This is a genomic window from Pseudomonas gregormendelii (assembly GCF_017114825.1).
Lineage (GTDB): Bacteria > Pseudomonadota > Gammaproteobacteria > Pseudomonadales > Pseudomonadaceae > Aquipseudomonas > Aquipseudomonas gregormendelii.
In genome coordinates, this window is record NZ_JADEVO010000034.1 from 1 (window position 1) to 25,379 (window position 25,379).

The 25,379-nt window shown below is 62.1% G+C and carries 21 protein-coding genes; 15 read left to right on the plus strand and 6 right to left on the minus strand.

Annotated features, from left to right (window positions below; all coding sequences use genetic code 11):
• Positions 1 to 249: 249 nt before the first annotated feature.
• On the minus strand, positions 250 to 588 hold the full coding sequence (locus IMW75_RS27000; RefSeq protein ID WP_336512437.1) for a hypothetical protein: 339 nt from the start codon (positions 586 to 588) through the stop codon (positions 250 to 252).
• On the opposite strand from IMW75_RS27000, the gene IMW75_RS27005 reads away from it, so the two are divergent.
• Positions 502 to 714, plus strand: a complete 213-nt coding sequence (locus IMW75_RS27005; RefSeq protein ID WP_237142307.1) for a hypothetical protein — start codon at positions 502 to 504, stop codon at positions 712 to 714. The genes IMW75_RS27000 and IMW75_RS27005 overlap by 87 nt on opposite strands.
• Positions 715 to 783: 69 nt before the next feature.
• Here IMW75_RS27005 and IMW75_RS20765 read toward each other — a convergent pair whose 3' ends face one another.
• A complete protein-coding gene (locus tag IMW75_RS20765) occupies positions 784 to 2,112 on the minus strand; it encodes an MFS transporter (protein ID WP_205893605.1) in 1,329 nt (442 codons plus the stop codon).
• A 254-nt stretch (positions 2,113 to 2,366) separates the two neighbouring features.
• Between IMW75_RS20765 and IMW75_RS20770 the strand changes: the two genes are divergently transcribed.
• The 11 genes from IMW75_RS20770 (at position 2,367) to IMW75_RS20820 (ending at position 17,227) form a co-directional block, all read left to right on the plus strand.
• Positions 2,367 to 3,452, plus strand: coding sequence for an alkene reductase (locus tag IMW75_RS20770; protein ID WP_205893606.1), 1,086 nt, complete (start codon positions 2,367 to 2,369; stop codon positions 3,450 to 3,452).
• The gene (locus tag IMW75_RS20775) at positions 3,449 to 5,302 is read left to right on the plus strand and encodes a long-chain-acyl-CoA synthetase (protein WP_205893607.1); all 1,854 of its coding nucleotides are present in this window, start codon (positions 3,449 to 3,451) and stop codon (positions 5,300 to 5,302) included. The genes IMW75_RS20770 and IMW75_RS20775 overlap by 4 nt, the downstream gene beginning before the upstream one ends.
• Positions 5,295 to 6,380, plus strand: coding sequence for an MBL fold metallo-hydrolase (locus IMW75_RS20780; RefSeq protein WP_045058539.1), 1,086 nt, complete (start codon positions 5,295 to 5,297; stop codon positions 6,378 to 6,380). Before IMW75_RS20775 ends, IMW75_RS20780 begins: the two co-directional genes overlap by 8 nt.
• Positions 6,381 to 6,447: 67 nt before the next feature.
• Positions 6,448 to 8,115 carry a DUF1302 family protein gene (locus IMW75_RS20785; RefSeq protein ID WP_205893608.1) on the plus strand — a complete coding sequence of 556 codons (1,668 nt, stop codon included), beginning with the start codon at positions 6,448 to 6,450 and terminating at the stop codon, positions 8,113 to 8,115.
• A 91-nt stretch (positions 8,116 to 8,206) separates the two neighbouring features.
• Entirely contained in the window at positions 8,207 to 9,418 is a 1,212-nt protein-coding gene (locus IMW75_RS20790) for a thiolase family protein (RefSeq protein WP_205893609.1), read from the plus strand.
• Between the two features lie 4 nt (positions 9,419 to 9,422).
• Entirely contained in the window at positions 9,423 to 10,373 is a 951-nt protein-coding gene (locus IMW75_RS20795) for a bifunctional OB-fold nucleic acid binding domain-containing protein/MaoC family dehydratase (protein WP_205893610.1), read from the plus strand.
• A 288-nt stretch (positions 10,374 to 10,661) separates the two neighbouring features.
• A complete protein-coding gene (locus tag IMW75_RS20800; RefSeq protein WP_045058535.1) occupies positions 10,662 to 11,648 on the plus strand; it encodes a WD40/YVTN/BNR-like repeat-containing protein in 987 nt (328 codons plus the stop codon).
• Between the two features lie 14 nt (positions 11,649 to 11,662).
• On the plus strand, positions 11,663 to 14,095 hold the full coding sequence (locus IMW75_RS20805; RefSeq protein ID WP_205893611.1) for an efflux RND transporter permease subunit: 2,433 nt from the start codon (positions 11,663 to 11,665) through the stop codon (positions 14,093 to 14,095).
• Positions 14,096 to 14,242: 147 nt separating this feature from the next.
• Positions 14,243 to 15,478 carry a helix-turn-helix transcriptional regulator gene (locus tag IMW75_RS20810; RefSeq protein ID WP_045058533.1) on the plus strand — a complete coding sequence of 412 codons (1,236 nt, stop codon included), beginning with the start codon at positions 14,243 to 14,245 and terminating at the stop codon, positions 15,476 to 15,478.
• A gap of 135 nt (positions 15,479 to 15,613) precedes the next feature.
• Complete coding sequence (locus IMW75_RS20815) at positions 15,614 to 16,381, plus strand: SDR family oxidoreductase (RefSeq protein WP_045058532.1); 768 nt, start codon at positions 15,614 to 15,616, stop codon at positions 16,379 to 16,381.
• Positions 16,382 to 16,393: 12 nt separating this feature from the next.
• On the plus strand, positions 16,394 to 17,227 hold the full coding sequence (locus tag IMW75_RS20820; protein WP_205893612.1) for an SDR family NAD(P)-dependent oxidoreductase: 834 nt from the start codon (positions 16,394 to 16,396) through the stop codon (positions 17,225 to 17,227).
• Between the two features lie 173 nt (positions 17,228 to 17,400).
• Here the strand turns inward: IMW75_RS20820 and dmpG are convergent, their stop codons facing one another.
• The 4 genes from dmpG to IMW75_RS20840 all read right to left on the minus strand — a co-directional run bounded on the left by dmpG (position 17,401) and on the right by IMW75_RS20840 (position 21,047).
• Positions 17,401 to 18,429, minus strand: coding sequence for a 4-hydroxy-2-oxovalerate aldolase (gene dmpG, locus IMW75_RS20825; protein ID WP_045058530.1), 1,029 nt, complete (start codon positions 18,427 to 18,429; stop codon positions 17,401 to 17,403).
• Between the two features lie 10 nt (positions 18,430 to 18,439).
• Positions 18,440 to 19,366 (minus strand): acetaldehyde dehydrogenase (acetylating), encoded by a 927-nt coding sequence (locus IMW75_RS20830; RefSeq protein WP_122839829.1) that lies wholly within the window; start codon positions 19,364 to 19,366, stop codon positions 18,440 to 18,442.
• Positions 19,367 to 19,412: 46 nt separating this feature from the next.
• Complete coding sequence (locus IMW75_RS20835) at positions 19,413 to 20,204, minus strand: fumarylacetoacetate hydrolase family protein (RefSeq protein WP_205893613.1); 792 nt, start codon at positions 20,202 to 20,204, stop codon at positions 19,413 to 19,415.
• A 69-nt stretch (positions 20,205 to 20,273) separates the two neighbouring features.
• Complete coding sequence (locus IMW75_RS20840) at positions 20,274 to 21,047, minus strand: glucose 1-dehydrogenase (protein ID WP_205893614.1); 774 nt, start codon at positions 21,045 to 21,047, stop codon at positions 20,274 to 20,276.
• A 320-nt stretch (positions 21,048 to 21,367) separates the two neighbouring features.
• On the opposite strand from IMW75_RS20840, the gene IMW75_RS20845 reads away from it, so the two are divergent.
• The 3 genes from IMW75_RS20845 (at position 21,368) to IMW75_RS20855 (ending at position 25,304) form a co-directional block, all read left to right on the plus strand.
• Positions 21,368 to 22,555 carry an acyl-CoA dehydrogenase family protein gene (locus IMW75_RS20845; protein WP_205893615.1) on the plus strand — a complete coding sequence of 396 codons (1,188 nt, stop codon included), beginning with the start codon at positions 21,368 to 21,370 and terminating at the stop codon, positions 22,553 to 22,555.
• A gap of 78 nt (positions 22,556 to 22,633) precedes the next feature.
• Positions 22,634 to 23,656 carry a ferredoxin--NADP reductase gene (locus IMW75_RS20850; protein ID WP_205893616.1) on the plus strand — a complete coding sequence of 341 codons (1,023 nt, stop codon included), beginning with the start codon at positions 22,634 to 22,636 and terminating at the stop codon, positions 23,654 to 23,656.
• Between the two features lie 31 nt (positions 23,657 to 23,687).
• Positions 23,688 to 25,304: a FadD3 family acyl-CoA ligase gene (locus tag IMW75_RS20855; protein ID WP_205893617.1), complete on the plus strand. Its 1,617-nt coding sequence runs from the start codon at positions 23,688 to 23,690 to the stop codon at positions 25,302 to 25,304.
• The last annotated feature ends 75 nt before the right edge of the window (positions 25,305 to 25,379 follow it).

Here is a 25,379-nt window from a genome sequence, read left to right on the forward strand (position 1 = left end):
GGTGAGAGAGGCGATCCTAATCTACAACCAGGAGCGCCCGCACCTGTCCTTGAAATACAAAACGCCCGATGCGGTGCATCGGGCGTTGGGGTGAAACAGGTGTAAACCTATTTCAGGACTAGACATTCTTGTTCGTTCCCTGTAGGAGCGAGCTTGCTCGCGAAAAACCCGAGGGCGCCGCGGGCCATCTGGTTTAACGCGATATCGTCCAGGACCATCGCGAGCAGGCTAGCCCCTGCAAAGGGAAAGTCAGTTGATCGGCGCAGAGGTGATTGACCATTGCGGATCAAGCGCCCCGATCATCTCCAGTAGGCGTTTGTAACCGGTACGGCGAATGCGCCACTCGCTATGGAGCTTGACGCAGTGACCCTCGTAGGTGGCGCTGCCGTTGACGTCGACTTCCAGGGTGTGGCCGTGGTGCATGCCGAAACGGCGGTTATTGAAGTTGTTTGGCTGGTGGCTGCCGGGGAGGCGGACCTTTATCCGCGCCTGGGACGCACCATGGAGTGGAATATCGCAGCGGGGCATGCGGTGCGGGTCGCTGGCGGTGGGCAGGTGCGCCCCCCGGACGGCGATCCGCTGCGTTATGGCAAACCCGGCCTGGACAACCCGCATTTCTACGCTGACGGCCTGCAGGCTCTACACGCTGGCGCAAGGGCCTGCTTCCGGGCACGGGAGGCAGGCCCTTTTTGGTTTGAAGGGGGAACTTACTGACAGGTAAACCGAAAAAAATGCCGCTGGAACCTGGCAAGGTTGCAGCGGCGTGGTGGTGCGCGGAGGTGGTCAGGCCGCCACGGGCCGTACCGCGGTGAGATGCGCCGCAGGGTCCTTCATCTGTTGTCGATAGCGCGGCAGTGCCAGGGTCAGGAACACGCAGGCCAGCACCAGCATCGACACCGACGAAGCCAGGGCATAGCGCAGGGATTCACTGCCCAAGGTCGGCACGAAGAAATCGCTGAGCATGCCTACAAACAGCGGCCCGATACCGACGCCCAGCAGGGTCATGGCCATCACAAAAATGGCCGTGGCCTGTGCCAGCCGTGTGGCCGGGAACAGGTGGGTGATGGCGCTCAGGCACGGTGTTGCCCACCAGACACCAAAAAAAGAGAACGCGCTGTAGAACACAAACGCCTGTGGAACGGCGATGCTGCCGATGTAGAAGGCCGTGCCTTGGGGCCAGAGAAAGTACGAAAGAGCAAAGGGAATGCTGATCAGCGTACCTGCCAATGGCACACCGATTTGCCAGCCGACATCGCGCCGCGCCATGCGGTCGGTAAGGATGCCGCAGGCCAGGGTGCCGACAGTCGCACCGGTGCCACCCACCACGCCTACCAGGAATCCGGCTTCTTGCAGGTTGAGCCCGTGGGAACGGATGAGGAAGCTCGGGCTCCAGGTGCCGATGGCGTAGCCAGCAATCGCCGCCGCGCCGCCGGTGAGTACCAGGCACAGGAACGAGGGCATGCGAAACAGTTCCACTAGCGTCTTGAGCCAGCCTTCCTGTTGCGCCACGACCTGACCCAGCGGCACAACGCGCTTGGGCGCACGTACGGTCAGCAGCAGAAGCAGGCCCAGGAAGATCCCGGGGGCGCCGATCAGCAGGAAAGCGTAACGCCAGCCGTGGTGTTGGGCTATCCAGCCGCCGAGGCCCAGGCCGACAATCGCGCCCAGGCTGGAACCGAGCATTAACACCGACAGTGCAGTGGATCGGCGGTTGGCCGGGTACAAATCCGAGACCATGGCCACCGACGGCGCCGTGCCTCCGGCCTCGCCGACTGCCACACCGATCCGCGCCAGCACCAGGGTCAGGAAGTTGCCGGCCATGCCGCAGAGCATGGTCATCAGGCTCCAGGCAATGCAGCTGAAGGCGATCACCGGCTTGCGCCCGATGCGGTCCGACAGGCGTCCCAGCGGAAAGCCGAACACGGTATAGAACACCGCGAAGGTCACCCCCGAAAGCAGGCCGATGCCGGTATCGGAAATGCCGAATTCGAGCTTCACCGGTTCGATCAGTATCGCCATGAGCTGACGGTCGATGTAGTTGAACACATAGATGCTGGCGAGCACGAACAGCGCGTAGTGCGTTCGCCATGTCACGGGGGGGGATTGATTCACTGCGGGTGCTCCCGGTTTTGTTCTAGTTGACGCGATGCTCGGCGTGTAACGGGTTTTTCTCATCGTCCATTCAGACCATTTTTGCTCTGCGCACCTTCCTGTTCTGCAGGATCGCCGACCTAGTCTTGTCGGACGATGTTTCGCATGTGCTCACGGTCAATCATTCAGCCCATATTCGCTGGCCTGTCAGGGTTTGCCCACGCTGTGGCAGGCCCTGGAAAAGCCTGAAAACAATAAGAAGCTGAGGAATTGCAATGAGCGTCTTGTTCGAGCCGGTCGCCCTGGGCGAACTGCAACTGGCCAATCGCATCGTCATGGCCCCCATGACGCGCAGCCGCGCCCTTGCCGATGCAGTACCCGGCAGCGATATGGTCGAGTACTACCGCCAGCGGGCCGGCGCCGGGTTGATCGTGGCCGAGGGCACCGCGCCTTCCGCGAGCGGTCTGGGCTATTGTCGCACCCCGGCCATCTATAACGATGAGCAGATCGTCGGCTGGCGGCGTGTCACCGAGGCGGTGCATGCCGAGGGCGGGCGCATCGTCCTGCAGCTGATGCATGTCGGTCGTGCCGCCAGCCGGCACAACAAGCCAGTCGGGGCGGCCACGGTGGCGCCGTCGGCATTGCGTGCGCGCACACAGGTGTTCAGCGACGCCGCCGGCCTGGTGGACACTGACGAGCCGCTGGCGCTGAGCCTGCAAGGCATTGGCGAGGTCATCGAAGACTACCGTCAGGCCGCACTGAATGCGCGCCTGGCGGGCTTCGACGGTGTCGAACTGCACTGCACCAGCGGTTACCTGCCGATGCAGTTCATGGCCTCAGGCAGCAACCAGCGCAGCGATGCCTACGGCAGCGACCTGACCGGGCGGGTGCGTTTCGCCAAGGAAGTCATCGAGGCCATGGCCAGTGCGATCGGCGCTGGCCGTGTCGGTTTTCGCCTGTGCCCCGGTAATCCCTACAACGACATTGACGACCGCGATCCCGCAGGTACGGCGGCCGCCTTGTGTGAAGCCGTGGCGCCGTTAGGGCTGGCATACCTGCACATCATGCGCTCGCCTCTGGCCGACCTCGATGCCTTCGCCCTTGCGCGTCGCCACAGTCCCCATGCCTTGATTCTCAATGATGGTTTCGACGGCCACTCGGCCAGTGCCGCTCTCGCGTCGGGCGAGGGGGCTGCCGTGTCGTTTGGCCGTCACTTTATTGCCAACCCCGATCTGGTGGAGCGCTTGAAGCATGGCCTGCCTTTGAGTGGCTTCAACCGCAAGACCCTGTATACACCGGGTCGCGCCGGGTACTCCGATTACCCCACTTATCAAGCGAATGCGCAGGAGGTGGCGCGATGAACCTGAATGACGTCAGCCACCTCCTGCCGACCCGCGCGGTACCACGGGAGCAGACCCAGGCACTGCTTGACCAGCGCTCGGCGGCGGCCGGGCTGATCAAGCCGGGTGATCGGCATACCCTGGCGGACCGCCTGGAGCAACAGGCGCGCGAGCAGGGTGAACGCACATTTCTGATCTACGGCGACCAGGCGCTGAGCTACCAGGAAGTAGATGCCCGGGCCAATCAGATGGCCCACACTTTTTACGCCAACGGCCTGCGCGCCGGTGATGTCTGTGCCCTGGCCATGGAAAACCGCCCGGCGTTCTTCTGCACCTGGTTCGGCCTGGTGAAGCTGGGGGTGGTGGTGGCCTTCATCAATACCCAGGTAAACGGCCGTGCGTTGCTGCATGCATTGCACACCACCGACGCCAAGGCGTTGGTGATCGGTGAAGAATGCCTGGCCAATATACAGGCCACCGAAAGCTTTCCGGACTTGCCATGCTGGCTGATACGCGACGCGGAAAACCCCTGGTGCGGACCGCTGCCCAAGGTGATCGACGGGCATTTCGATGCGCGCCTGGAAAAAGCGCCGCGCACGCCGTTTCCACGCGATATTCGCGCGCACATCGAAGCGCAGGCGCCGACCCTGCTTATTTTTACCTCGGGCACTACCGGCTTGCCCAAGGCGGCGCGCTACAGCCACATGCGCTGGATGTCCTCGGGCGATGTGATGGAAGTCACCCTGCAAGCCACCTGTGAGGATGTGTTCTATTGCTGCCTGCCGCTGTACCACGGCGCCGCAGCCACTTCGGTCACCTCTACCGCGCTGCGCGCCGGTGCAGCCATCGTGGTGCGCCGCAAGTTCAGCGTGCGTGAGTTCTGGAACGACGTGGCCCGTCATCGGATCAGCATCTTCCAGTACATCGGTGAAATCTGCCGCTATCTGCTCAATCAGCCGGTGCGCGCCGGTGAGCGCGAGCACAGCTTGCGCTGCATGCTCGGCGCCGGGCTGTCGCCGGATTCCTGGCAGCGCTGGCTGGAGCGCTTCGGTCCGATCCAGGTGTTCGAGGGCTGGGGCGCCACCGAAGCCAATGCGGCGGTGATCAACGTCGACAACTATTTCGGTTCTTGCGGACGCGTGCCGGACTGGAACAAGACCAATTTGCGGCTGGTGCGTTACGACATCGAAAACGACTGCCATCCGCGGGACGAAAACGGTTTCTATCAAGTCTGCAAAGTGGGGGAGATCGGTGAGGCCATGGGCTTTATCGTCGACCACCCGGACATTGGTGGCGGGCGTTTCGAGGGCTACACCTCAAGCGAGGCAACCGAGAGCAAGATCCGCCGCAATGTGTTGCGCGAAGGCGATGCCTGGTGGAGTTCCGGCGACTTGTTGCGCGAGGACGCTGAGGGTTACTGCTACTTCGTCGACCGCATCGGCGATACCTATCGCTGGAAGAGCGAGAACGTTTCGACCCAGGAAGTGGCGGACGCCCTGGGAGATCTCAAGGGCCTGGAGCTGGTGAATATCTATGGGGTGCAGGTGCCGGGCCATGAAGGCCGCGCTGGCATGGCCGCGGTCCAGATGCAGGCGGGCCAGGTGTTTGATCCGGCCGCACTGTATGCCGTGACTGAAGCGCGCCTGCCGCGCTACGCGGCTCCGGTGTTCGTGCGGGTTACCCAAACGGCCGACCTGACGGCCAGCTTCAAGCTGCGCAAGGTTGATCTGCAGCGCCAGGGCTACTGCCCGAAGCGTTGCGGCGACCCATTGTTCATCCGCGACGAACAGGCCCGCACTTATGTGCCTTACTCGCAAGCAGCTCTGGAGCGGGCTGGCCTGGCGCCCTTCGCGGTGGCCGACCATGGCTGATCTCGACGCCAACGGTCACGAACTGCGCAGCGGCTTGCGCTATCCCTGGCCACAGCCGCCGGATTCCGGACAGGTGCTTGAAGTGGCGCCGGGTGTGTGGTGGTTGCGCATGCCGCTGCCGTTTCGCCTGGATCACATCAACCTCTATCTGCTGCGTCACACCGACGGCTGGGTAGTGGTGGACACCGGCATGAACACCGCGCAAACCCGAGAAGTCTGGGACCGGGTGCTCGGCGACGTGTGTGGCGGGCTGCCTCTGCTGGCGGTGGTCTGTACCCACTTCCACTCTGACCATGCCGGTGTGGCCGCATGGCTGTCGGAGCGTTTCCACTGCCCGGTGTATATGACCGCCAGCGAATTCCAGTCACTGCACGTCAGGTTTCCGGCCGAGCAACCGCCGGGCTGGGACCTTCTCGATTTCTACCGCAAGGCCGGCGTCAGCGATGAGCAGAGTGCCGAGATGTTCGCGGTGATGAGCAACGCGCATTTCCTGCCAGCTGCGCTGAACCATTTCCGCCGTTTGCGCGAGGGCAGCTGCCTGCACATCGGCGGTCGTACCTGGCAGGTGGTCATCGGTCGCGGTCACTCGCCGGAGCATGCGTGCCTGTACGCCGCCGATGACGACTTGCTGATCTCTGGCGACCAGGTGTTGCCGCGCATCACCTCCACCGTCGGTGTGCATGCCACAGAGCCGTTGGCCAACCCACTGCGCGAATGGCTCGACTCCATCGAACACCTGCGCAGCCTGCCCGACAGTGTGCTGGTGCTACCTGCACACGAGCGGCCGTTCTTCAATTTGCATCAGCGCCTGGATCAGCTGGAGGACCATCACCGCGGGCATCTGGCACTGATGCTGGCCAACTGTGACGAGCCGCGCACCGTGCTCGAACTGATGGCTTTGCTGTTTCCCAAACTGTCGGGTCGTTTCGACGAACTGATGGCGCTTGGCGAAACGTTGGCCCATGCCAACTACCTGGTGGCCGAAGGGTCGCTGGAGCGGGAAGAGGACCGGGGGCTATATCGCTACCGGCGTGCTGTAAGGGGAGCGTGCGCGGTGACATCGCTCAAAGTGTTTTGAGCGGACGGCACGGCAGCAGTGTTGAACATTCCAGGCAGCCAACCGGTTGCCCTTCAGGGGAGTCAGTGTGATCAACAAAAACAACAATAACTCTACGGTCATCGGTTCAAGCGCGTTTCAGGTCACCAGCCTGGCGGCGGCCATTGCGCTGGTGTCGACACCGGTATGGGCCGGTGAAACCATCGAGTTCGACAACGGCGCGACCATCGACTGGTCGGTGACCACCAGCTACGGCCTCGGTGTGCGTACTGGCAGCCAGAGCGATCGCTTGCTGACGGTCAACGCCGACGATGCCAACCGCAACTTCGACAGTGGCAGCCTGACCACCAACCGCGTAGGGGCGCTGGGTGAAATGATCCTGCGCAAGGACAACTACGGCGCGGTGGTGCGGGGCAGTACCTTCTATGACGATGTCTACCATCGCAAAAATGATAACGACTCGCCCGCCACTGTGAACAAGAACGGCAGCAACGACGAGTTCACCAGTGACACCCGTTACTACAGTGGTGGTCGCAGCAAACTGCTGGATGCCTACGTGTTCAGCGGCTGGCGCTTTGACAACAACACCATGCTTGACGTCAAGGCCGGTCGGCACATCGAATCCTGGGGCGAGAGTTTGTTCTACCCCGGTGTGAACGGCGTTCAGAACCCTTCCGACGCGGTCAAAGCATCCCAGCCGGGTGTTGAAGTGAAGGAGATTCTGTTGCCGGTGGGCCAGTTCTCCGGCTCTTTCCGCCTCAACCCCAACATCACCCTCGGCGCTTACGTGCAGTACGAATGGAAGGGTACTGAATTGCCGCCGGTGGGCAGCTACTTGTCGAGCAGCGATGTGGTCGGGCCCGGGCGCGAATTCATCTATGCCAACGGCCAGAAGGTTGCCTACCGCGGCACCGACGAACCCCGCGATAGTGGCCAGTGGGGCGTTCAGGTTCGCTACCGCCCGGTACAGGCCATCGAACTGTCGCTGTTCCACGTCAATTACCACGACAAGAATCCGGCCACCGCCCTGGTCGGCTACGACCCGCGGCCAGTGGGCGGAGGCCTCAACGCCTTCGCCATCAATGGTTATCGGATCAAGTACTTCGAAGACATCAAGCTGACCGGCATCAGTGCCTCGACCAAGCTCGGCGATACCCAGATCGGCGCCGAATGGTCGTATCGCGACGGTGCGCCGGTGATGGTCAACACAGGTCTTGGGGCTGTCCCGGCCAGGGGCAAGGGCCAGCAAATGCAATTGTCAGCGTTGCGAATCCTGGGGGACCGTCCCTGGGCCAGCCAGACGACGCTGACCGCCGAAGTCATCCGGGTGCAGGTCGACAGCGTCGAAGCCGCTTCGGCCGCGCCGAACCTCCAGGGTGTAAACCTCCTTCCTTCCGTGGCATCTCTCGTGGCGGCTTCCGATGACTACACCTACAGCACCGGTGCAGGCTACCGCACCAAATCTTCCAGCGCCTACACCGTGGGCGCATCGTTCAGTTATCCGGGGGTTTTCCAAGGCTGGGATCTGGAAGTCCCCTTCAGTTTCTCCAATGTCTTCAGCGGCTCCACGCCCATGTCCGGAAGCATCTCCGGGGTGCAGGGCGACCGACGCCTGAGCATGGGCACCACGTTCAAATACTTGAGCAACCTGGAAGTCGGCTTGAAATACATCGCCTATCTGGGCGAGGCGGACCCGATCGACCGTCCGTTCGCTGACCGCGACTACGCCACATTCTCGATGAAATACACCTTCTGATCGACCGCAAAGGTCCGCGGCCGCCTTGCTGCGCCCGGACCTCAACACACTGGAAAAAGCCGCAGCGTAACGCTTCGGCATGGAGGCACTAATGGGGCTCAAAGGGCATGCGGCCATTGTTGGCACCGCACAGTACAAACCGGAGAAGTATTCGACCGCACCCAAGATGTTTCACCTCGAGCAGGTGGCCGACCTGGCAGCGCAGGCCCTGCGCGATGCCGGCCTCAAGGCCTCGGACCTCGACGGGTTGGTGATCAACGGTCCACATTTTCATGAGGCCTCGGTGTTTGTACCGGCGATGGCTGCCGAGTACCTGGGCTTGCGACTGAACTTTGCCGAAGTGGTGGACCTGGGGGGCTGCACCTCGGTCGGTATGGTCTGGCGCGCCGCCGCCGCGATCGAATTGGGGCTATGCCAGGCCGTGCTGTGCGTGATCCCTGCACGCATGGCGCCATTGGGGCCCGATGAGGATCCTGGCTGGATGGCCCGGTCCATGCGCTTTGGCGGGCATAGCACGGCATTCGGCGCGCCCGAGGCTGAATTCGATCTGCCATACGGGCACATGGGTCAGAACACCGGCTACGCGATGATCGCCCAGCGTTATGCCGCGCACTACGACTACGACCAGCGGGCCATGGCCAAAATTGCCGTGGACCAGCGCACTAACGCCCTGGCCAATCCGCAAGCGATGTTCTATGGCCAGCCGTTGACCATCGAGCAGGTGCTGGCCAGCAAGATGGTGGCCGACCCCTTGCACGTCCTGGAAATCGTCATGCCGGTGGCCGGCGGCGCCGCGATGATTATCACCAACAAGGAAGTGGCCGCGCGGGCCCGCAAGCGGCCGGCCTTTATCACCGGGTTCGGCGAACACCTGGCATTCAAGTCGCCGTCCTATGCCCAGGACATGCTGCACACGCCAATTGGTCCGGCTTCCCAGCGAGCCTTTGCCATGGCTGGGCTCAAGCCACAAGACGTCGATGCCGCGCAGATCTACGACTGCTACACCATTACCACCTTGCTGACCCTTGAGGATGCCGGTTTCTGCGCCAAGGGTGAGGGCATGGCGTTTGTGCGTGAACACGACCTGACCTGGCGTGGTGATTTTCCGATGAATACCCATGGCGGACAACTGAGTTTCGGCCAGTCGGCCTCGGCCGGTGGCATGAGCCAGGTGATCGAGGCGGTGACGCAAATCGCTGGCACTGCCGGTGAACGGCAACTGGGTCGCTGCGACAGCGTCTACGTCTCGGGCACCGGTGGCGTAATGAGTGAGCAGGGCGCATTGATACTTCAGGGAGCATAAGCACATGTCCAACAACAAACCGATGCCCGTGGCGACACAGATCTCCGCGCCCTTCTGGGAGGGCCTGAAGGCTCGCCGACTCTTGATCCAGCAGTGCAATGCCTGTGCACACTGGAACTTCTACCCGCGCCGACATTGCCCTGTGTGCCTGGAACACGACCTGGCCTGGCGCGAAGTCGACGGCGCAGCAACGCTGTACAGCTATACCGTGACACGCATCGCGACCTTGCCCGATTTCATGGATGAAATGCCGCAGAAACTGGCGGTTGTCGAGCTGGCCGAAGGGGTGCGCATCAACACCAACCTGGTCGGCCTTGAGGAAAACGAAATCGAGATCGGTATGGCCTTGCAGCCGGTGTTCGCCGAAGTCGACGCCAAGGGCAATCGTCTGCTGCGCTTCACCGGCACTGACAAGGATGCGGCGAGCCTTGAGCCGCTGCCCGCAATGGGCAGCGAGCCGGCGCCTTCAACGGCGGCACAACTTCCCGCGCGACAGGTCGACCTCAACGACGGGCCGGCCTTGCAGGCGCTGGTCAGTGAGCAATACAGCGACTGGAGCAATGTGGTGATGGTCGACCAGGCGCTGATCGACGACTTTGCGCGGTTGTCGGGGGACGATTACTGGATTCATACCGATCCGCAGCGGGCGCGGCTGCAAAGTCCATTCGGCGGCACCATTGCCCATGGTGCGCTGGTGCAAGTGCTGCAGTCGCGGATGAAATTGGCGTTGGGCTTCGAAATCAGCGGCTTCACCACTCAGATCAATTATGGCTCCGATCGCCTGCGCTTCCCTGCGCCTGTTCCAGCCGGCTCGCGCATCCATTCGCGGGCCCGGGTGAAAAAAGTCGAAATCCTGGCCCGTGGCACCCAGCTCACCCTGGAACTCAACATTCATGTGGTGGGCCAGGACCGGCCGTCGGTGATCAACGACCTGGTGATCCTGTACATGGCTTGATCGCCACCCAATCCAATGAGCGGTGATCTCCTGTGGGAGCGAGCCTGCTCGCGAAGAGGCCATACCTGTCGGCATCAATGCCCACTGGTCTACCACCATCGCGAGCAGGCTCGCTCCCACAGTTGCATAAGCCATTTGGACGATGTGCCACCCATTCCTTGCACCGACTATTGATCCAGAGGCAACGCCCATCTCGATTGCCTCGCATGCCTTGGTGCGTGACAAAAACAAGAGGATTGGCCCTATGACTTGCCTTATCCACGCCGTCCCCGAACAGGAGCGTTGCTCATGCGCTCGGTGATCGGCTACGCGGTCTGCCTGGTGGTCGCCTTGACCATTGGCTACACCTTTTCCCCCAAATCCCCTCCGCAAGCAGAACTGTTGGCCACGCGCCCGGACCGGGTGCAGATCAACGGCCTGCTCAATCTTGGCGCCCGAGTGGTGGCCGTGGGCGAACGTGGCAGCATTTTGCTCAGCGATGATCAGGGCGTCAGTTGGCAGCCAGCCAGCGTCGCAACGCAGCGCAATGCCACACTGACTGCAGTGGTGGCGCTTGACGCCAAGCGTTTGCTGACCGTGGGACATGATGGCTGGATCCTGCGTTCCGAGGATGCCGGCAGCAGCTGGCAGGAAATACGTTACGACAGCGATCTGGGCGAGCCGCTGCTTGGCATCTGGACCGGCGGTGGCGACAGCGTCATGGCGTTCGGTAGCTTCGGCAAGTTTTATCAATCTCTGGATGGCGGACAAACCTGGGCACCGCGGCAGCTGGACATCGACAGCGCGCACCTGAACAGCATGGCAGGTGGCAACGATGGTCGACGCATGCTGGTGGGCGAGCAGGGCCTGGTGCTGCGTACTACCGACAGCGGCCAGCACTGGCAGCCCCTGCCGGCGTTCTACAGCGGTTCGCTGTTCGGCATTGTGCGTTTGAGTGCGAACAACTGGGTGACCTACGGCATGCGCGGGCATGTGTTCGTCAGCCACGACTTCGGCGACAGCTGGACCCAGATCAAGCTCGGTAACCAACTGCCGTTGTACGGCCATGTGTTACTGCCCGATCACTCCGGCCTGGTGATCGTCGGGGCCGGCAGTTCGGTGGTACGCCTGGATGCACAGGGCGCGCTCGTCGGCGTCGGACGCCTGGCCGGTCTTGGCACGTTGACCTCGGCGACGATGGTGGGCTCGCGACTGCTGGTAGGTGGCGAGCGCGGCGTGTTGCAGGGCTCAGGTGGCAGCGTCGCTGCCCTAGTGGCCACACAGGCCACCCAGTAAATGAGAGGCGGTCAATGAATCAAGCTAAACACTGGGTGACGCGCTGCGTCGAAACGTGCGCCGACCACCTGATGGCCTGGCGCAAGGGGCTGCTGGTGTTGTTCGTCCTGGTGACGCTGGGCCTTGGCTACAGCGCCACCCATACGCAACTGGATCCGGGTTTCAACAAACAGATCCCGGTGCGTCACGAGTACATGATCAATTTTCTCCAGTTCAGCCGCTACTTCACGGGTGCCAACCGTTTCCTGGTCAGCGTGCGCTGGAAAGGCGAAGGCGACATCTACAACAACGAGTACCTGGAGACCCTGCGCAAGGTCACCGACGACGTGTTTTTCATTTCCGGGGTCAGTCGCCCCAGCGTGACGTCGCTGTTTACCGCGAATGTGCGCTATATCGAAATCACCGAAGAAGGGTTCTTCGGTGATGTGGTAGTGCCTCCGCGTTTCAGCGGTACTTCAGAAGACCTGGCGCAGGTGCGCAGCAACACGGCGGCCTCCGGGCAGGTCGGTCGTCTGGTGGCCAACGACCTCAAGTCGGCCATGGTCCGCGCCGACTTGCAGGACGTCGATCCCAAGACTGGCCAGCCGGTGTCCTATGTCGAGATCGCCAAGCGTCTGGAAGAGGTCCGCAGCAAGTACAACAGCCCCAATATCGAGATCAACATTGTCGGCTTCGCCAAACTGGTGGGGGATGTGGTTGAAGGGTTGAACACGGTGATCGGTTTCTTTGTGGTGGCCTTCGTCATCACCGGGTTGCTGCTGTGGCTGTATTCGCGGTCCCTGCGCCTGACAGTAGTGGCGTTGCTGGTCGCGTTGCTGCCGGTGGTCTGGTTGCTGGGTGTGCTGCCGCTGCTGGGCCTGGGGATCGATCCGATGTCGATCCTGGTGCCATTCCTGATTTTCTCCATCGGCGTGTCCCATGCGGTGCAGATGACCAACGCCTGGAAACAAGACGTGCTGGCCGGCAGTACGTCGAAGGAAGCGGCGCGCTCCGCGTTCTGCAAGATCTTTATCCCGGGCTCGCTGGCCTTGCTGATGAATGCCCTGGGCTTCGCAGTGATCATGATGATCGACATTCCGATCGTTCACGAATTGGGCGTGACGGCCTGCATCGGTGTCATGTTGATGATCATCACCAACAAACTGATGCTGCCGGTGATCATTTCCTACCTGCGGCTGGAACCTGCGCTGTTGCGTCGGGCGCAATCGCGGCCGGCGGGCAGGCACCCCCTGTGGTGGCGCTTGTCGGCACTGGCCGAGCCTGGGCCTGCCCTTGGGGTATTTGTTGTCAGTCTGTTGCTGCTGGCGGCCGGGGCCTACAAGGCTCGCGACCTGGCAGTGGGTGATATCGGCGCGGGCGCGCCGGAACTGCGCGCTGATTCGCGCTACAACCAGGACAACGCCAGGATCATCAGCAGCTACTCCATCGGGCTGGATGTGATGTCAGTGTTCGTCCAGGTCAAGGGTGTCGAAGAGGGCTGCTTGTCGCCTACCGTGATGCGCGCGGTGGAAGCCTTCGATTTCCGCATGCGTACCGTCTCGGGTGTGCAGTCGATTCAAAGCGTGGCGGACATGGGCAAACGGGTGATTGCTGGCAACAACGAAGGCAATCCGCGCTGGGCGGCGATACCGGGATCACCCCGCGGCCTGAGTCAGGGCGCTCGGGCCTATATGCCGGATGATGGCCTGGTCACCGACGGTTGCCAGCAGATGCAGATCCTGGTGTTCCTCACCGACCACGAAGGCAGCACGGTCAGCCATGCGATCACTGAAGCGAGGCGGATCATTGCCGAAGTCAGCTCGCCGCAAGTCGAGTTCCTCCTGGCGGGTGGCAACGTGGGGGTTATGGCGGCCTCCAACGAGGCGGTCAAGCGTGCGGAAGTGATCATGCTCGGGGCGTTGTTTGGATCAGTGGCACTGTTTTGCTGGCTGACTTTCTTATCCATCCGCGCGGTGTTGTGCATTCTGGTGCCGCTGGCGATTGTCGCGATTCTGTGTAACGCACTGATGACCATGCTCGGTATCGGCCTGAAGGTCTCCACCTTGCCTGTCATGGCTCTGGGTGTCGGAGTGGGCGTGGACTACGGCATTTACCTGTACGAACGTATTCAGCACGAAATGCTGCGCGGAGCCAATCTGCGCGAGGCGTTCTACCAGGCCATGTGCCAACGCGGCACGGCGGCGGTATTCACGGCCGTGACCATGTCCATTGGCGTGTGCACCTGGGCGTTCGCACCGCTGAAGTTTCAGGCTGACATGGGTGTGTTGCTGTCGTTCATGTTTCTGGTCAACGTGCTGGGGGCAATTTTCCTCCTTCCGGCGCTGGCCGCCTGGTTCAATCGTGGGCGGCCGTTGGTCGCCGACAGAATGCGCCAGCCGGTGCCGTTACAAGGGCAGTTTCGTCTGAAAAACAGCCCGGCCGAGCGTGATCGAGGAGGCGAAAAATAAACCTGTCCGACCTATTGTGGAGTCCGCACACACTAGGGAAACTGGCTGAGAAGTTGCAGTCGAATGAGGGGGAACCCGGGTTCCCCCAGCCGAAATTATAAAAATAACAAGGGAAGGGCGCAGTCCTTACCCGAGCGAGATAAGACTATGCAAAACGCTGACTTGACGCACCAGGCCCTGGCCAGTCTTGGCCTCGATCTCACGCACTACAACCAGTTGGTGGGCGAAATCTACGAAGGCGCCCTGGATCCAAAGCTGATGGCCCACGCCCTTCGAAGCTTTCTCAAACTCTACGGTGCCAACTACGTCACCTTGATCCTGCGGGTGCCGGAGCAACCCGAAACCGGCGTGATGATCATCGTCGGTGACATCGAAGGCGCCGGTGATATCTGCTACATGACCTACCCGCAAATCGATTCGCCGTTCTCCAACCAGCCGCTGGACCATGTGTTCACCGTGGACGACCTCATGAGCGCAACGCAATGGGAGCAGAACGGCTACTACAAAATGTTCTGCGAACCCTATGACGTGTACCACTTAATGTGTGCCGATATTTCCACACCGGACGGCGGCAAACTGCGCTTGCGCATGACTCGCCCCAAACGGGCTCCCAACTTCTCTGCCCACGACCGCGCAGTGTGCGCCAGCTTCCTGCCTCACCTGCGACGTGCCTCCCAACTGCATAACTTGCGAGACCGCAGTGAATCGCTGAGCGAGTTGTACTCCCAGGCCATCAGCCGGTTATCGGTGGCGACCCTGGTGCTCGACGAGAGCGGCAGTGTGTTGCAGATCAATCCCGTGGCCCAGGAAATCCTTTCCCGTTCCGATGGCTTGAAACTGGTGGGCGGACGCCTTGAGGCGACGTATCCCAGCGATAACCGTGAGTTGCAACGCCTGATTCGTGGCGCGTTCTGTCCCGATGCCCCAAAAAGCGCCGAGGCCATGTCGGTGACGCGTCCATCCGGCTTGGTCAACCTCGGCGTGGTCGTCGAATCGATTCCATCACTGGACTGGGCAGAGGAGAAGGGGCAACCGGCGGCGTTGGTGTATATCCGCGATGCGTCGAGCAAATCCCTGGCCAGTGAAGTGGTGACCAAGCAGCTGTTCAACCTGACCAAGGCCGAAACCGCCCTGGCCATGGAACTCGCCAACGGCTTGTCCCTGGAGGAAGCTGCCGAAGTGCTCAATATCCGGCGCAACACCGCGCGGGCACACTTGCGCTCCATCTTCTCCAAGACCGGAGTGCGACGCCAGACGGAACTGGTGCGCATCATGCTCAACAGCGTGGTTGCCTTGGGCAAGCCGCAACTCGCGTTGAAGGTGGCCGAAAAAATCAAGGTGCCGCCGCTGCGGCTGGCCGTGCCGATCTACCGTCAGGCCTGATCCTGCCCACCCTTCGCCGGGCCATTCGCCGCCCGGCGTAGCTAACATTCACGCAGCACATTTTTAGTCCGCACAGACGATGCCGTCCCGTGATCGCCCTGTCGATACTGGGCGGACCAATCACGGAGAATCACCATGCCAATTACAGCCATCACCGGCAGCGCCTCGGGAATCGGGGCGGCCGTATCTGCGGCCATGCGCGCCGCCGGGCATCAGGTCATCGGGATCGATCGCAGTAACGCCGAAGTGATCGCCGACCTGTCCACTGCGCAAGGGCGTGAGGCCGCCATCGGGCAAGTGCTTGAACTCAGCGGTGGGGTCCTCGATGGGCTGATCTGTTGCGCCGGGGTCGGTGTCACGGCATCCAACTGCGGTTTGATCCTTGCGGTGAATTACTTCGGCGTCAGCCAGTTGCTCGACGGCCTGCAGGGAGCGTTGGCCAAGGGCCAACAGCCGGCTGCGCTGGTGATCGGCTCGGTGGCGGCGACTCATTCCGGGCCCGATGGCCAGCCGATGACCGACGCGATGATCGCCGGTGAAGAGGCCCGGGCGCTTGAGTTGGCCAACGACCTCGGTCAACCGCACGTCGCCTATGCTGCTTCCAAATGTGCCATCAGCCAGCATGCCCGTAGCCTGGCGGTGAGCTGGGGCAAGCAGGGCATGCGTTTGAACGTAGTCGCGCCGGGTGCGGTTGAAACGCCATTGCACCAGGCCTCGCTGGACGATTCGCGTTTTGGCCAGGCTACCCGCGAATTTGTCGCACCTCTGGGTCGTGCCGGACAACCTGCGGAAATTGCCGCAGTAGTTGCCTTCCTGCAATCGCCCCAGGCTTCGTTTATTCATGGCAGTGTCGTGTTCGTCGATGGCGGCATGGACGCCATGGTCCGCGCCACGCGCTTCTAAAAAGGAACTTGCATGAACAAAGTGGCATTCATCACCGGCGCCAGCCGGGGCATCGGCCGTGAGGCGGCGCTGGCATTCGCCCGCGCCGGCTTCGACCTGGCGATCAGCGCCCGTACCCTCAACGAGGGGGAACAACATGAGCATGCCCTGCGCGACGCCGCCGGGGCGCCCCTGGCCGGCAGCCTCAATGGTACTGCGCAGGCCTTGCGTGATCTGGGGTGCCGGGTGCTCGTCGTGCCGATGGACTTGCTCGACAGCGCCTCGGCCCTGGCCGCCTGCCAGGCGGTGCTGGCCGAGTACGGGCGCATCGACGTGCTGATCAATAACGCGATCTACCAGGGCAGTGACCTTAATGCCGGATTCATGGACCTGCAGGCCCAGACCCTGGAACGGATGTTCCAGGGCTACATTCTCACCCCGTTCCTGCTGACCAAGGCGGTTGCCGAGCACATGGTGGCGCGCGGGGGCGGGGTGGTGATCAACGTCACTTCCGGTGCCGGCGAAAGCGACCCACCGGTAGCTGCGGGCAAGGGCGGCTGGGGTTATGCGTACGGGGCCGGCAAGGCGGCAGTGTCGCGATTGTCCGGGGTGTTGACCACTGAACTGGGGGAGGCTGGCGTGCGCGCCTATACGCTCAATCCTGGCGTAGTCACCACAGAGGCACTCAAGGCGACCATCGGCGAGAAAGGCCTGATCGCCCTGCGTGCGGGCAGCGCTCCACCCCACGTGCCGGCGGCGGTGATGCTGTGGCTGGCCACGGCGGAACAGGCATCCGGGTTTCAACGGCGGACCATTGCTGCGCAGCCGTTTGCGCTGGAGCACGGCATCGTCGCCGATTGGCGTTGACAGAAACTGCTTGTGAAAGCGGTGGGCTAGTTGGCATAGAGGGCGACGGGCATGGCCTCATCGCGGGCAAGCCCGCTCCCACAGTTTCGGTGTCGTACACAAAACCTGCGTACATCACTTAACCTGTGGGAGAGGGCTTGCCCGCGAAAGCGTCGGAGCGGGCTGTGGGATCTTTACGCCTGCCGCCGCTGGCGGGCGAGGGTCATGGCGGTGTCTTCGATCATGTCTTCCTGGCCGCCGACCATGCCGCGGCGACCCATTTCGACCAGGATTTCCCGGGCCGACACGCCATATTTTTTCTCGGCGCGCTTGGCGAACAACAGGAAGGAACCATAGACCCCGGCGTAGCCCATGGTCAGGGCATCACGGTCGCTGCGGATCGGGAAGTCCATGATCGGCACCACCAGGTCTTCGGCCACGTCCTGGATCCCGAATACGCTGACACCCGTGTCGATCCCCATGCGATCACACACTGCCACCAGCACCTCCATCGGCGTGTTACCTGCGCCAGCACCGAGGCCCGCGCAGGCGGCGTCGATGCGGTTGGCCCCGGCGGCAATCGCGGCGATGGAGTTGGACACACCCATCGACAGATTGTGATGGCCATGAAAACCGATCTCGGTCCCTGGCTTGAGGGCTGCCCGCATCGCCGCCACACGTGCACTGACTTCATGGGGCAGCAGGTAGCCCGCCGAGTCGGTCAGGTAGATGCAGTTGGCGCCGTAGCTTTCCATGAGCAAACCTTGCTTGACCAGGCCCTCGGGGCTGTTCATGTGAGCCATCATCAGGAAACCGACGGTGTCCATGCCCAGGCCGCGGGCGTGGGAGATGTGCTGCTCGCTGACATCGGCCTCGGTGCAGTGGGTGGCCACCCGAATGGTGTTGACGCCCAGTTCATGGGCCATTTTCAGATGATCGACTGTGCCGATGCCCGGCAGCAGCAGCGCAGAAACCTTGGCCTTTTTCATCAGCGGGATTACCGCCGACAGGTATTCTTCGTCGGTGTGGGCCGGGAAGCCGTAGTTCACCGAACTGCCGCCGAGCCCGTCTCCGTGGGTGACTTCGATCAGCGGCACCCCGGCCGCGTCAAGGCCGCAGGCGATGTCCTTCATCTGTTGCAGGCTGATCTGGTGACGCTTGGGGTGCATGCCATCGCGCAGGCACATGTCGTGGACGGTAATGCTTTTGCCGCGAAGATCCATGGTCTTTTCCTTATGCGTTGGCGGTTAAGCCGGTGGCTTGCAGAACGAGTTCGCCCTTGAGGATTTCCTCGGCGAACATCTCGGCCGTGCGTGCCGCCGCAGCCGTCATGATGTCGAGGTTGCCGGCGTACTTGGGCAGGTAGTCGCCCAGGCCTTCGACCTCCATGAAAATCGACACCCGATTGCCGTCGAACACCGGGCCATTAACCAGCTTGTAGCCGGGCACATAGCGCTGCACTTGCTCGATCATGGCCTCGATAGCGGCCGTGATCGCCGGCTGGTCGGGCTCAGTGACTGTCAGGCAATGCACGGTATCGCGCATGATCAGCGGCGGCTCGGCAGGGTTGATGATGATGATTGCCTTGCCTTTCTTCGCGCCGCCGACTTTTTCCACTGCCCTGGAGGTGGTACGGGTGAATTCGTCGATGTTTTTTCGGGTGCCGGGGCCGACTGATTTGGAAGCGGCGGTGGCGATGATTTCGGCATATTCCACCGGCTGCACGCTGGACACCGCCGCCACCAGCGGAATGGTGGCCTGGCCGCCGCAGGTGACCATGTTGACGTTCATGACGCCCAGGCCCAGTTGAGCCTTGAGGTTGACCGGCGGTACGCAATACGGGCCGATGGCTGCTGGCGTGAGGTCGATCATCAACACGCCCAAGGCATTGAGTTTGCGCGAATTTTGCGCGTGCACGTAGGCCGAAGTGGCATCGAAGGCAATCTGGATCTGGTCTTCCAGCACATGAGGCAGCAATCCGTCGACACCCTCGGCCGTGGTCTTCAGGCCCAGCTCGCGAGCCCGGGCGAGGCCTTCGGAGGTGGCGTCGATGCCCACCATCCACACCGGTTCCAGCACGTCACTGCGCATCAATTTGTACAACAGGTCGGTTCCGATGTTGCCCGGCCCGATCAGCGCGCATTTGATCTTTTTGTTCATGGTCTTTGGCTCCAGGAAGGGAGAAAGGGAAGGGCGTGCAGGGTGATCAAGGGACAAAGCGCAGGCTGGCTTCGCCCAGGCCACTCATGGAAAGACTGATCTGGTCACCGGCGACTACGGGCACCAGCGGCGCCAGGGCACCGGAGAGAATGATCTCGCCGCGGCGGAACGGAATGCCCAGCTCGCCCAGGGTATTGGCCAGCCAGGCCACGGCTGCGCAGGGGTGGCCTTGTACCGCCGAGCCCAGTCCCGAGCCTGCCGGCTGGCCGTTTTTAAGCATTTGCATGTGCACCGCGGCAAGGTCCAGCGAGCGCGGGTCGGTGCGCTGGGCGCCAAGGGCAAACACGCCGCAGGAAGCGTTGTCGGCCACGGTGTCCTGGATACGGATCTGCCAGTCATCGATTCTTGAGTCGACAATCTCGAAACAGGGGACGACCCATTGACTGGCAGCGAGTACGTCCTCGGCGCTGATGCCGGGGCCTTGTAAATCTTCGCCGAGAATAAAGGCGATCTCGCCCTCGGCCCTCGGCTGGATCAGGTTGTAACGGGCGAGGCTGACTTCGCAGCCATCCTCGACCTGCATGGCATTGGTGAGGAAACCGAAGTCTGGCTGGTGCACGTCGAGCATTTCCTGTACGGCGCGGCTGGTCACCCCGATTTTCTTGCCAATCACCTGCTCGCCAAGTGCCTCGCGACGTTGCAGGAAGTGCAAGGAAATCCGGTAGGCCTGTTCCAGGGTGATCTGAGGGTAGCGCCGGGTCAGGGGCGCCAGGGTCTGACGGCTGCGCAAGGCGTTGAACAATTCGTCGCCCAGCGTGTTGATCAAATGAGCGTCCATGGCAGGGCTCCAGTCATGTGGAAAAAAAACCCGCCCCGGCGTCATCAGGGGCGGGCCAAAAACAGCTGCTTAGCCGGGCCAGACCGACGAGTCTGCGCCGCCATCGACGTCGAGAACCTTGCCAGTCACCCAGGCCGAGGCCGGGCTGGCCAAGTACAGCGCGGCGGCAGCAATATCTTGCGGGGTACCCAGGCACTTGAGTGGAGTGTTGCTTTCCATGACTTGGCGCATGGCACTCGGCATCACGCCATTGAGCGCTTCAGTGAGGGTAGGGCCGGGTGCGACAGCGTTGACCCGGACCTGCGGTGCGAAGTCCTGGGCCAGCAGGCGGGTCAGATGGCTGAGGGCAGCCTTGGCGGTACCGTAGGCACTGAAATGGCGCTGTGCATAGCGTGCCGCTACCGAGCTGATATTGATGATGTTGCCGCCGCCTGCCTCGCGCATCAGCGGCACACACAATTGGCAGAAGGCGTAGCTGGTGGCGACATTGAAGTTCAGCACCTGAGCGAACTGCTCGGGCGACATCGCCAGCGGATCATTCGGACCGCCACCGCCGACATTGTTCACCAGGTGAGTGATACGACCCATTTGCTCCATGCTCTGACGCACCAGCGCATGGCGTTGCTCGGCGTCGTTGACGTCACACGCGACCGCCAGGGCGCGTCGTCCAAGGCCGCGAACTTCTTCGGCCACGGCCTGGACTTCGTCCAGTGACCGCGCCGAGCACACCACATCTGCGCCGGCTTCGGCGTACGCCAAGGCAATCGCCCGACCGATTCCCCGGCCGCTGCCGGTGACGATGGCGACGCTGCCGTGCATCTCGAAACGCTGCAAAATACTCATGGCCCTTGCTCCGTGGGGTCGATGGCTGATGGGTTGACTATCGTCGCAACGACCGCAGCCAGCATCGTCTCAATGGACTATCAATCAGGTACATACCCCGTAGGAGCTGCCGCAGGCTGCGATCTTTTGATCCTGTTATTTAGAAGCAGGATCAAAAGATCGCAGCCTGCGGCAGCTCCTACCCAGGAAGAACCCGGCTCTCGCAACCGATGCAAACCGTACGGCCCCCTAGTCCGCTTTGACGATGAATGATCGTGCGCTCGATCCGATGATTGATCACAACTGGCGCAGTGGCGCAGTGAGATCGGGAGAGTTGAGTGATGCACAGCATGCGAGAAAAGACCCAGGACGAACGAGATCTGATTGAGCGTGCGCGCAGCCTTGTGCCCGCCCTCAAGGCGCGCACGGCGCAGGCCGACAAGGACTTGAAAGTACCGGTGGAGACCGTGCTCGAGTTGCAGTCCACCGGACTGCTACGGGCCATGCAGCCACGGGCGTTTGGTGGATATGAAGTGGACCCGCGTACCTTCTTCGAAATCCAGACCATCCTTGCCGAAGGTTGCATGTCCACTGCCTGGATATACGGCGTGATGGGGGTTCACCCCTGGCAACTGGCCCGCTACCCGATCGAAACCCAGCGCGAAGTCTGGGCGCATGACCACAACGCATTGATCTGCTCGACCTACATGCCGGCGGCCAGGGTCACGGTGGTGGAGGGCGGTTACCGCATCAGCGGGCGCTGGGGGTTCTCCAGCGGCAGTGAGCACTGCCAATGGGTGCTTCTGGGAGGAATACTGCCGCCCGATGGCGAACAGGCGGCCGAGCACGGCACCTTCCTGTTGCCACGCAAGGACTACCAGATTGAACGCAATTGGGACGTCATGGGCCTGCGCGGCACCGGAAGCCATGACATCACGGTCGAGGATGTATTCGTCCCCGCCCATCGCGTGCAGCGCACCAATAACTGGACGCTCGATGCAACGCCCGGGCGCCAGGTCAACACCAACCCGATCTACGCGATCCCGTTTGCCCAAGTGTTCTCCCGCGCCGTCTCCACATCGGCCATTGGCGCCCTGCAGGGTGCGATCAACGAGTTCCGTGACAATGCCTCCAAACATATCGGCAAGCACGGTGCCCGTACCGCAGACGATCCTGTGGCGCAAACCGCCATTGCCGAAGCGATGATCACCGTTGACAGCCTGCGCCTGGTGCTGGAACGCAACTACGAGCACCTCATGAGCCTGGCCCGCGCCGGCGAATACCCGGATACCGAAACCCGGCTGTTGTATCGCTACCAGTCGGCCTACGTGACCAATATTTGCGCTGAACGGGCCAACGACCTGCTGCGCAGCATGGCCGCTTCAGGCTTGTACAACACCAACCCAGTGGCGCGACTGTTCCGCGACCTGCACCAGGCACGTGGACACATTGCCAACAATTACATGGCTTACGGGCGCAGTTACGGCGCGGTGATGCTGGGTTTGCCCAATCCGGACCCTTACGTCTGAAGCCATGGCGCCCGTTTTGACTCCTTGGGTCTACACCCGCCCGTAATACACGGGCAGGTGGTCATGAGTAGCTGATCTATGAACAATTATCTTGCCCTGCGTGTGGCACGAGTGATCGAGGAAACCGCCGATGCGCGCTCCCTGGTTTTCGACGTGCCGGAGCATCTGGGTGAACGCTTCCACTATCAACCCGGCCAGTTCCTGACCTTGCGACTGCCCTTCGAGGACGGTTGGTTGCCCCGTTGCTACTCATTGTCGAGCACGCCATTGCTGGATGAGCCCTTGCGGGTAACGGTCAAACGTGTGCACGAGGGCCGCGCTTCGAACTGGCTGTGCAGCGAGTTGCAGGCCGGCCAGACCCTGGAGGTACTGCCACCTGCCGGGGTATTTGTGCCGCGTAGCCTCGACGGCGATTTACTGCTGTTCGGCGGCGGCAGTGGCGTGACCCCGGTGCTGTCGATCCTGCGTTCGGCGTTGCTCGCCGGAACCGGCCGGGTCCTGCTGATCTACGCCAACCGCGATGAATCCTCAGTGATTTTCCGCGATGAACTCCGGCACCTGGCCAGCGCCCACCCGCAACGCTTGCAAATCGTCCACTGGCTCGATTCGGTACAGGGCATCCCAAGCGTCGGACAGCTGGCCGAACTGGCGCGGCCGTTTATCGATGCGCAGGCGTTCATTTGTGGACCGGGCCCGTTCATGGACGCCGCCGTCAATGCGTTAAAGGACCTGGGCATGCCGGAGCGCCGAGTGCATGTCGAACGGTTCGTGTCGCTGCCCGGCGAAGGCGAGCTGCCACAGGTGGCAAGCATCGAGGCTGCGGTGGCCGCCCAACTCGCCGTGCGCCTGGATGGCGAGGACCACCACTTGGCCTGCGACACCGGCGAGACCTTGCTGGCTGCGATGGAACGTGCCGGTCTCAAGCCTCCCAGCGCCTGCCGCGTGGGTGGCTGCGCTTCGTGCATGTGCACGCTGGTAAGCGGCGATGTCGAGCTGCTGCACAACGATGCCCTGGATGCGGGTGACCTGGCCGAAGGCTGGATTCTTGCCTGTCAGGCAGTGCCCACCAGCGCGCAATTGCGTATCCGCTTTCCAGAGTGAAGCCCCCAATGATGCCAAGCCCGAGCCCACGATGAATCAGAGCCTGAATCTTGCCGCGCCCCTGAGCGCCGTCCCCGTCAACTTTGCCCAGTTAGTCTTCAGCAGCGCCGAACGTCACGCCGGTCGCACTGCCATTGAGGACAACGGCCACTGCATCGACTACGCCCAACTGCCCGAGCGCGTCATGAGCTTTGCCCGGGGCCTGATGGCTGTGGGTATCCAGCCCGGTGACAGGGTCGGTATCTGGGCCCCGAACAGCGGTGACTGGATCCTCGCCGCGCTGGGCATTCAGTGTGCAGGTGCGGTGCTGGTGCCGATTAACACGCGCATGAAGGGGCTTGAGGCCGCCGATGTGCTGGAACGCAGCGGCTGCCGGCTGTTGTTTGTCCAGCAGCGATTTCTCGATGTGGATTACCCGGCGCTCCTCGCACCCCATCGACCGGCCAGCCTCCAGCATCTGGTGATACTCGATGGCGATACGCCCGAATCGCCTGCGGACCTGACGCTTCAACAGTTTCTGTGTGGTGCGGTAACCGTCGATGCCGACAGCGCCAGGCAACGCGCATTAGCGGTCGACCCCCAAGCCATGTGCGACCTGTTGTTCACGTCCGGCACCACCGGCAAACCCAAAGGTGTGATGAGCGGGCATGGCCAGAACCTGCGGGCTTTTACCGAATACGTCAAGGTCATCGGCCTGGTGCCGGGTGACCGTTACCTGATCGTAAACCCGTTCTTTCATGCCTTCGGCTATAAAGCCGGCTGGCTGACTTGCCTGATTGGCGGAGCGACCATCCTGCCCCACGCGGTGTTCGACGCCGAACAAGTGTTCCAGCGCATCGCCCGCGAGCGCATCAGCGTCTTGCCCGGCGCGCCGACCCTGTACCTCTCGCTGCTTGCGCATCCGCAGCTCAAGCAGACCGACCTGTCGAGCTTGCGCATCGCGGTGACCGGTTCAGCGAGTATTCCGCCGAGCCTGATAGAACGCATGCGCAACGAGTTGGGGTTTGCCGTGGTGACCACTGCCTACGGCCTGACCGAATGCGGGGGGCTTGCGACTATCTGCGACCCACAAGACTCGGCGCAGGTGATCGCCGGCACCAGCGGACGGCCTATTGCCGGCACTGAAGCAAGTATCCGCGATCCGCATAACCAGGCGCTGGATCCAGGGCAAACCGGTGAGATCTGCCTGCGTGGCTTTCACATCATGCAGGGCTATTTCCAGGACCCCGAAGCGACCCGCGAAGTCATCGACGCCGATGGCTGGCTCCACACCGGCGATGTCGGGCGCCTGGATAAAGCGGGCAACCTGATCATCACCGACCGACTCAAGGACATGTTCATCGTCGGTGGCTTCAACTGCTACCCAGCGGAAATCGAAGCGGCATTGATCCGGCATCCGGCGATTGCCCAGGTGGCGGTGATTGGCATTGCCGATGAGCGCATGGGCGAAGTTGGCTGTGCCTGCGTTGTGCTGCGCGAGGGCGCAGAGCTCGACGAGGCACAACTGATTGCCTGGAGTCGTGAGCAAATGGCCAATTACAAGGTGCCGCGCCAGGTGCGTTTTTTCCGCGCCTTGCCGCTCAATCCGTCGAGCAAGGTTGTGAAGAGCGAACTGCGCGCGATGGTGGCCAATGGCGTGCTGGCGTAACAAACGCTCATCTCACCAAACGGACGATGTGCGCGAAAGTGGTTTTTTTCATGCTGTGAGGACACAAGCCAGAAC

Bases quoted from the DNA above. Each gene is read 5' to 3' on its own strand.
- IMW75_RS20780 (WP_045058539.1), top strand. From the start codon at position 5,295: ATGGCTGATCTCGACGCCAACGGTCACGAACTGCGCAGCGGCTTGCGC.
- IMW75_RS20795 (WP_205893610.1), top strand. From the start codon at position 9,423: ATGTCCAACAACAAACCGATGCCCGTGGCGACACAGATCTCCGCGCCC.
- IMW75_RS20820 (WP_205893612.1), top strand. From the start codon at position 16,394: ATGAACAAAGTGGCATTCATCACCGGCGCCAGCCGGGGCATCGGCCGT.
- IMW75_RS20790 (WP_205893609.1), top strand. From the start codon at position 8,207: ATGGGGCTCAAAGGGCATGCGGCCATTGTTGGCACCGCACAGTACAAA.
- IMW75_RS20840 (WP_205893614.1), bottom strand. From the start codon at position 21,047: ATGAGTATTTTGCAGCGTTTCGAGATGCACGGCAGCGTCGCCATCGTC.
- IMW75_RS20775 (WP_205893607.1), top strand. From the start codon at position 3,449: ATGAACCTGAATGACGTCAGCCACCTCCTGCCGACCCGCGCGGTACCA.
- IMW75_RS20835 (WP_205893613.1), bottom strand. From the start codon at position 20,204: ATGGACGCTCATTTGATCAACACGCTGGGCGACGAATTGTTCAACGCC.
- IMW75_RS20800 (WP_045058535.1), top strand. From the start codon at position 10,662: ATGCGCTCGGTGATCGGCTACGCGGTCTGCCTGGTGGTCGCCTTGACC.
- IMW75_RS20855 (WP_205893617.1), top strand. From the start codon at position 23,688: ATGAATCAGAGCCTGAATCTTGCCGCGCCCCTGAGCGCCGTCCCCGTC.
- IMW75_RS20805 (WP_205893611.1), top strand. From the start codon at position 11,663: ATGAATCAAGCTAAACACTGGGTGACGCGCTGCGTCGAAACGTGCGCC.
- IMW75_RS20770 (WP_205893606.1), top strand. From the start codon at position 2,367: ATGAGCGTCTTGTTCGAGCCGGTCGCCCTGGGCGAACTGCAACTGGCC.
- IMW75_RS20815 (WP_045058532.1), top strand. From the start codon at position 15,614: ATGCCAATTACAGCCATCACCGGCAGCGCCTCGGGAATCGGGGCGGCC.
- IMW75_RS20830 (WP_122839829.1), bottom strand. From the start codon at position 19,366: ATGAACAAAAAGATCAAATGCGCGCTGATCGGGCCGGGCAACATCGGA.
- dmpG (WP_045058530.1), bottom strand. From the start codon at position 18,429: ATGGATCTTCGCGGCAAAAGCATTACCGTCCACGACATGTGCCTGCGC.
- IMW75_RS20810 (WP_045058533.1), top strand. From the start codon at position 14,243: ATGCAAAACGCTGACTTGACGCACCAGGCCCTGGCCAGTCTTGGCCTC.
- IMW75_RS20850 (WP_205893616.1), top strand. From the start codon at position 22,634: ATGAACAATTATCTTGCCCTGCGTGTGGCACGAGTGATCGAGGAAACC.
- IMW75_RS20845 (WP_205893615.1), top strand. From the start codon at position 21,368: ATGCACAGCATGCGAGAAAAGACCCAGGACGAACGAGATCTGATTGAG.
- IMW75_RS27005 (WP_237142307.1), top strand. From the start codon at position 502: ATGGAGTGGAATATCGCAGCGGGGCATGCGGTGCGGGTCGCTGGCGGT.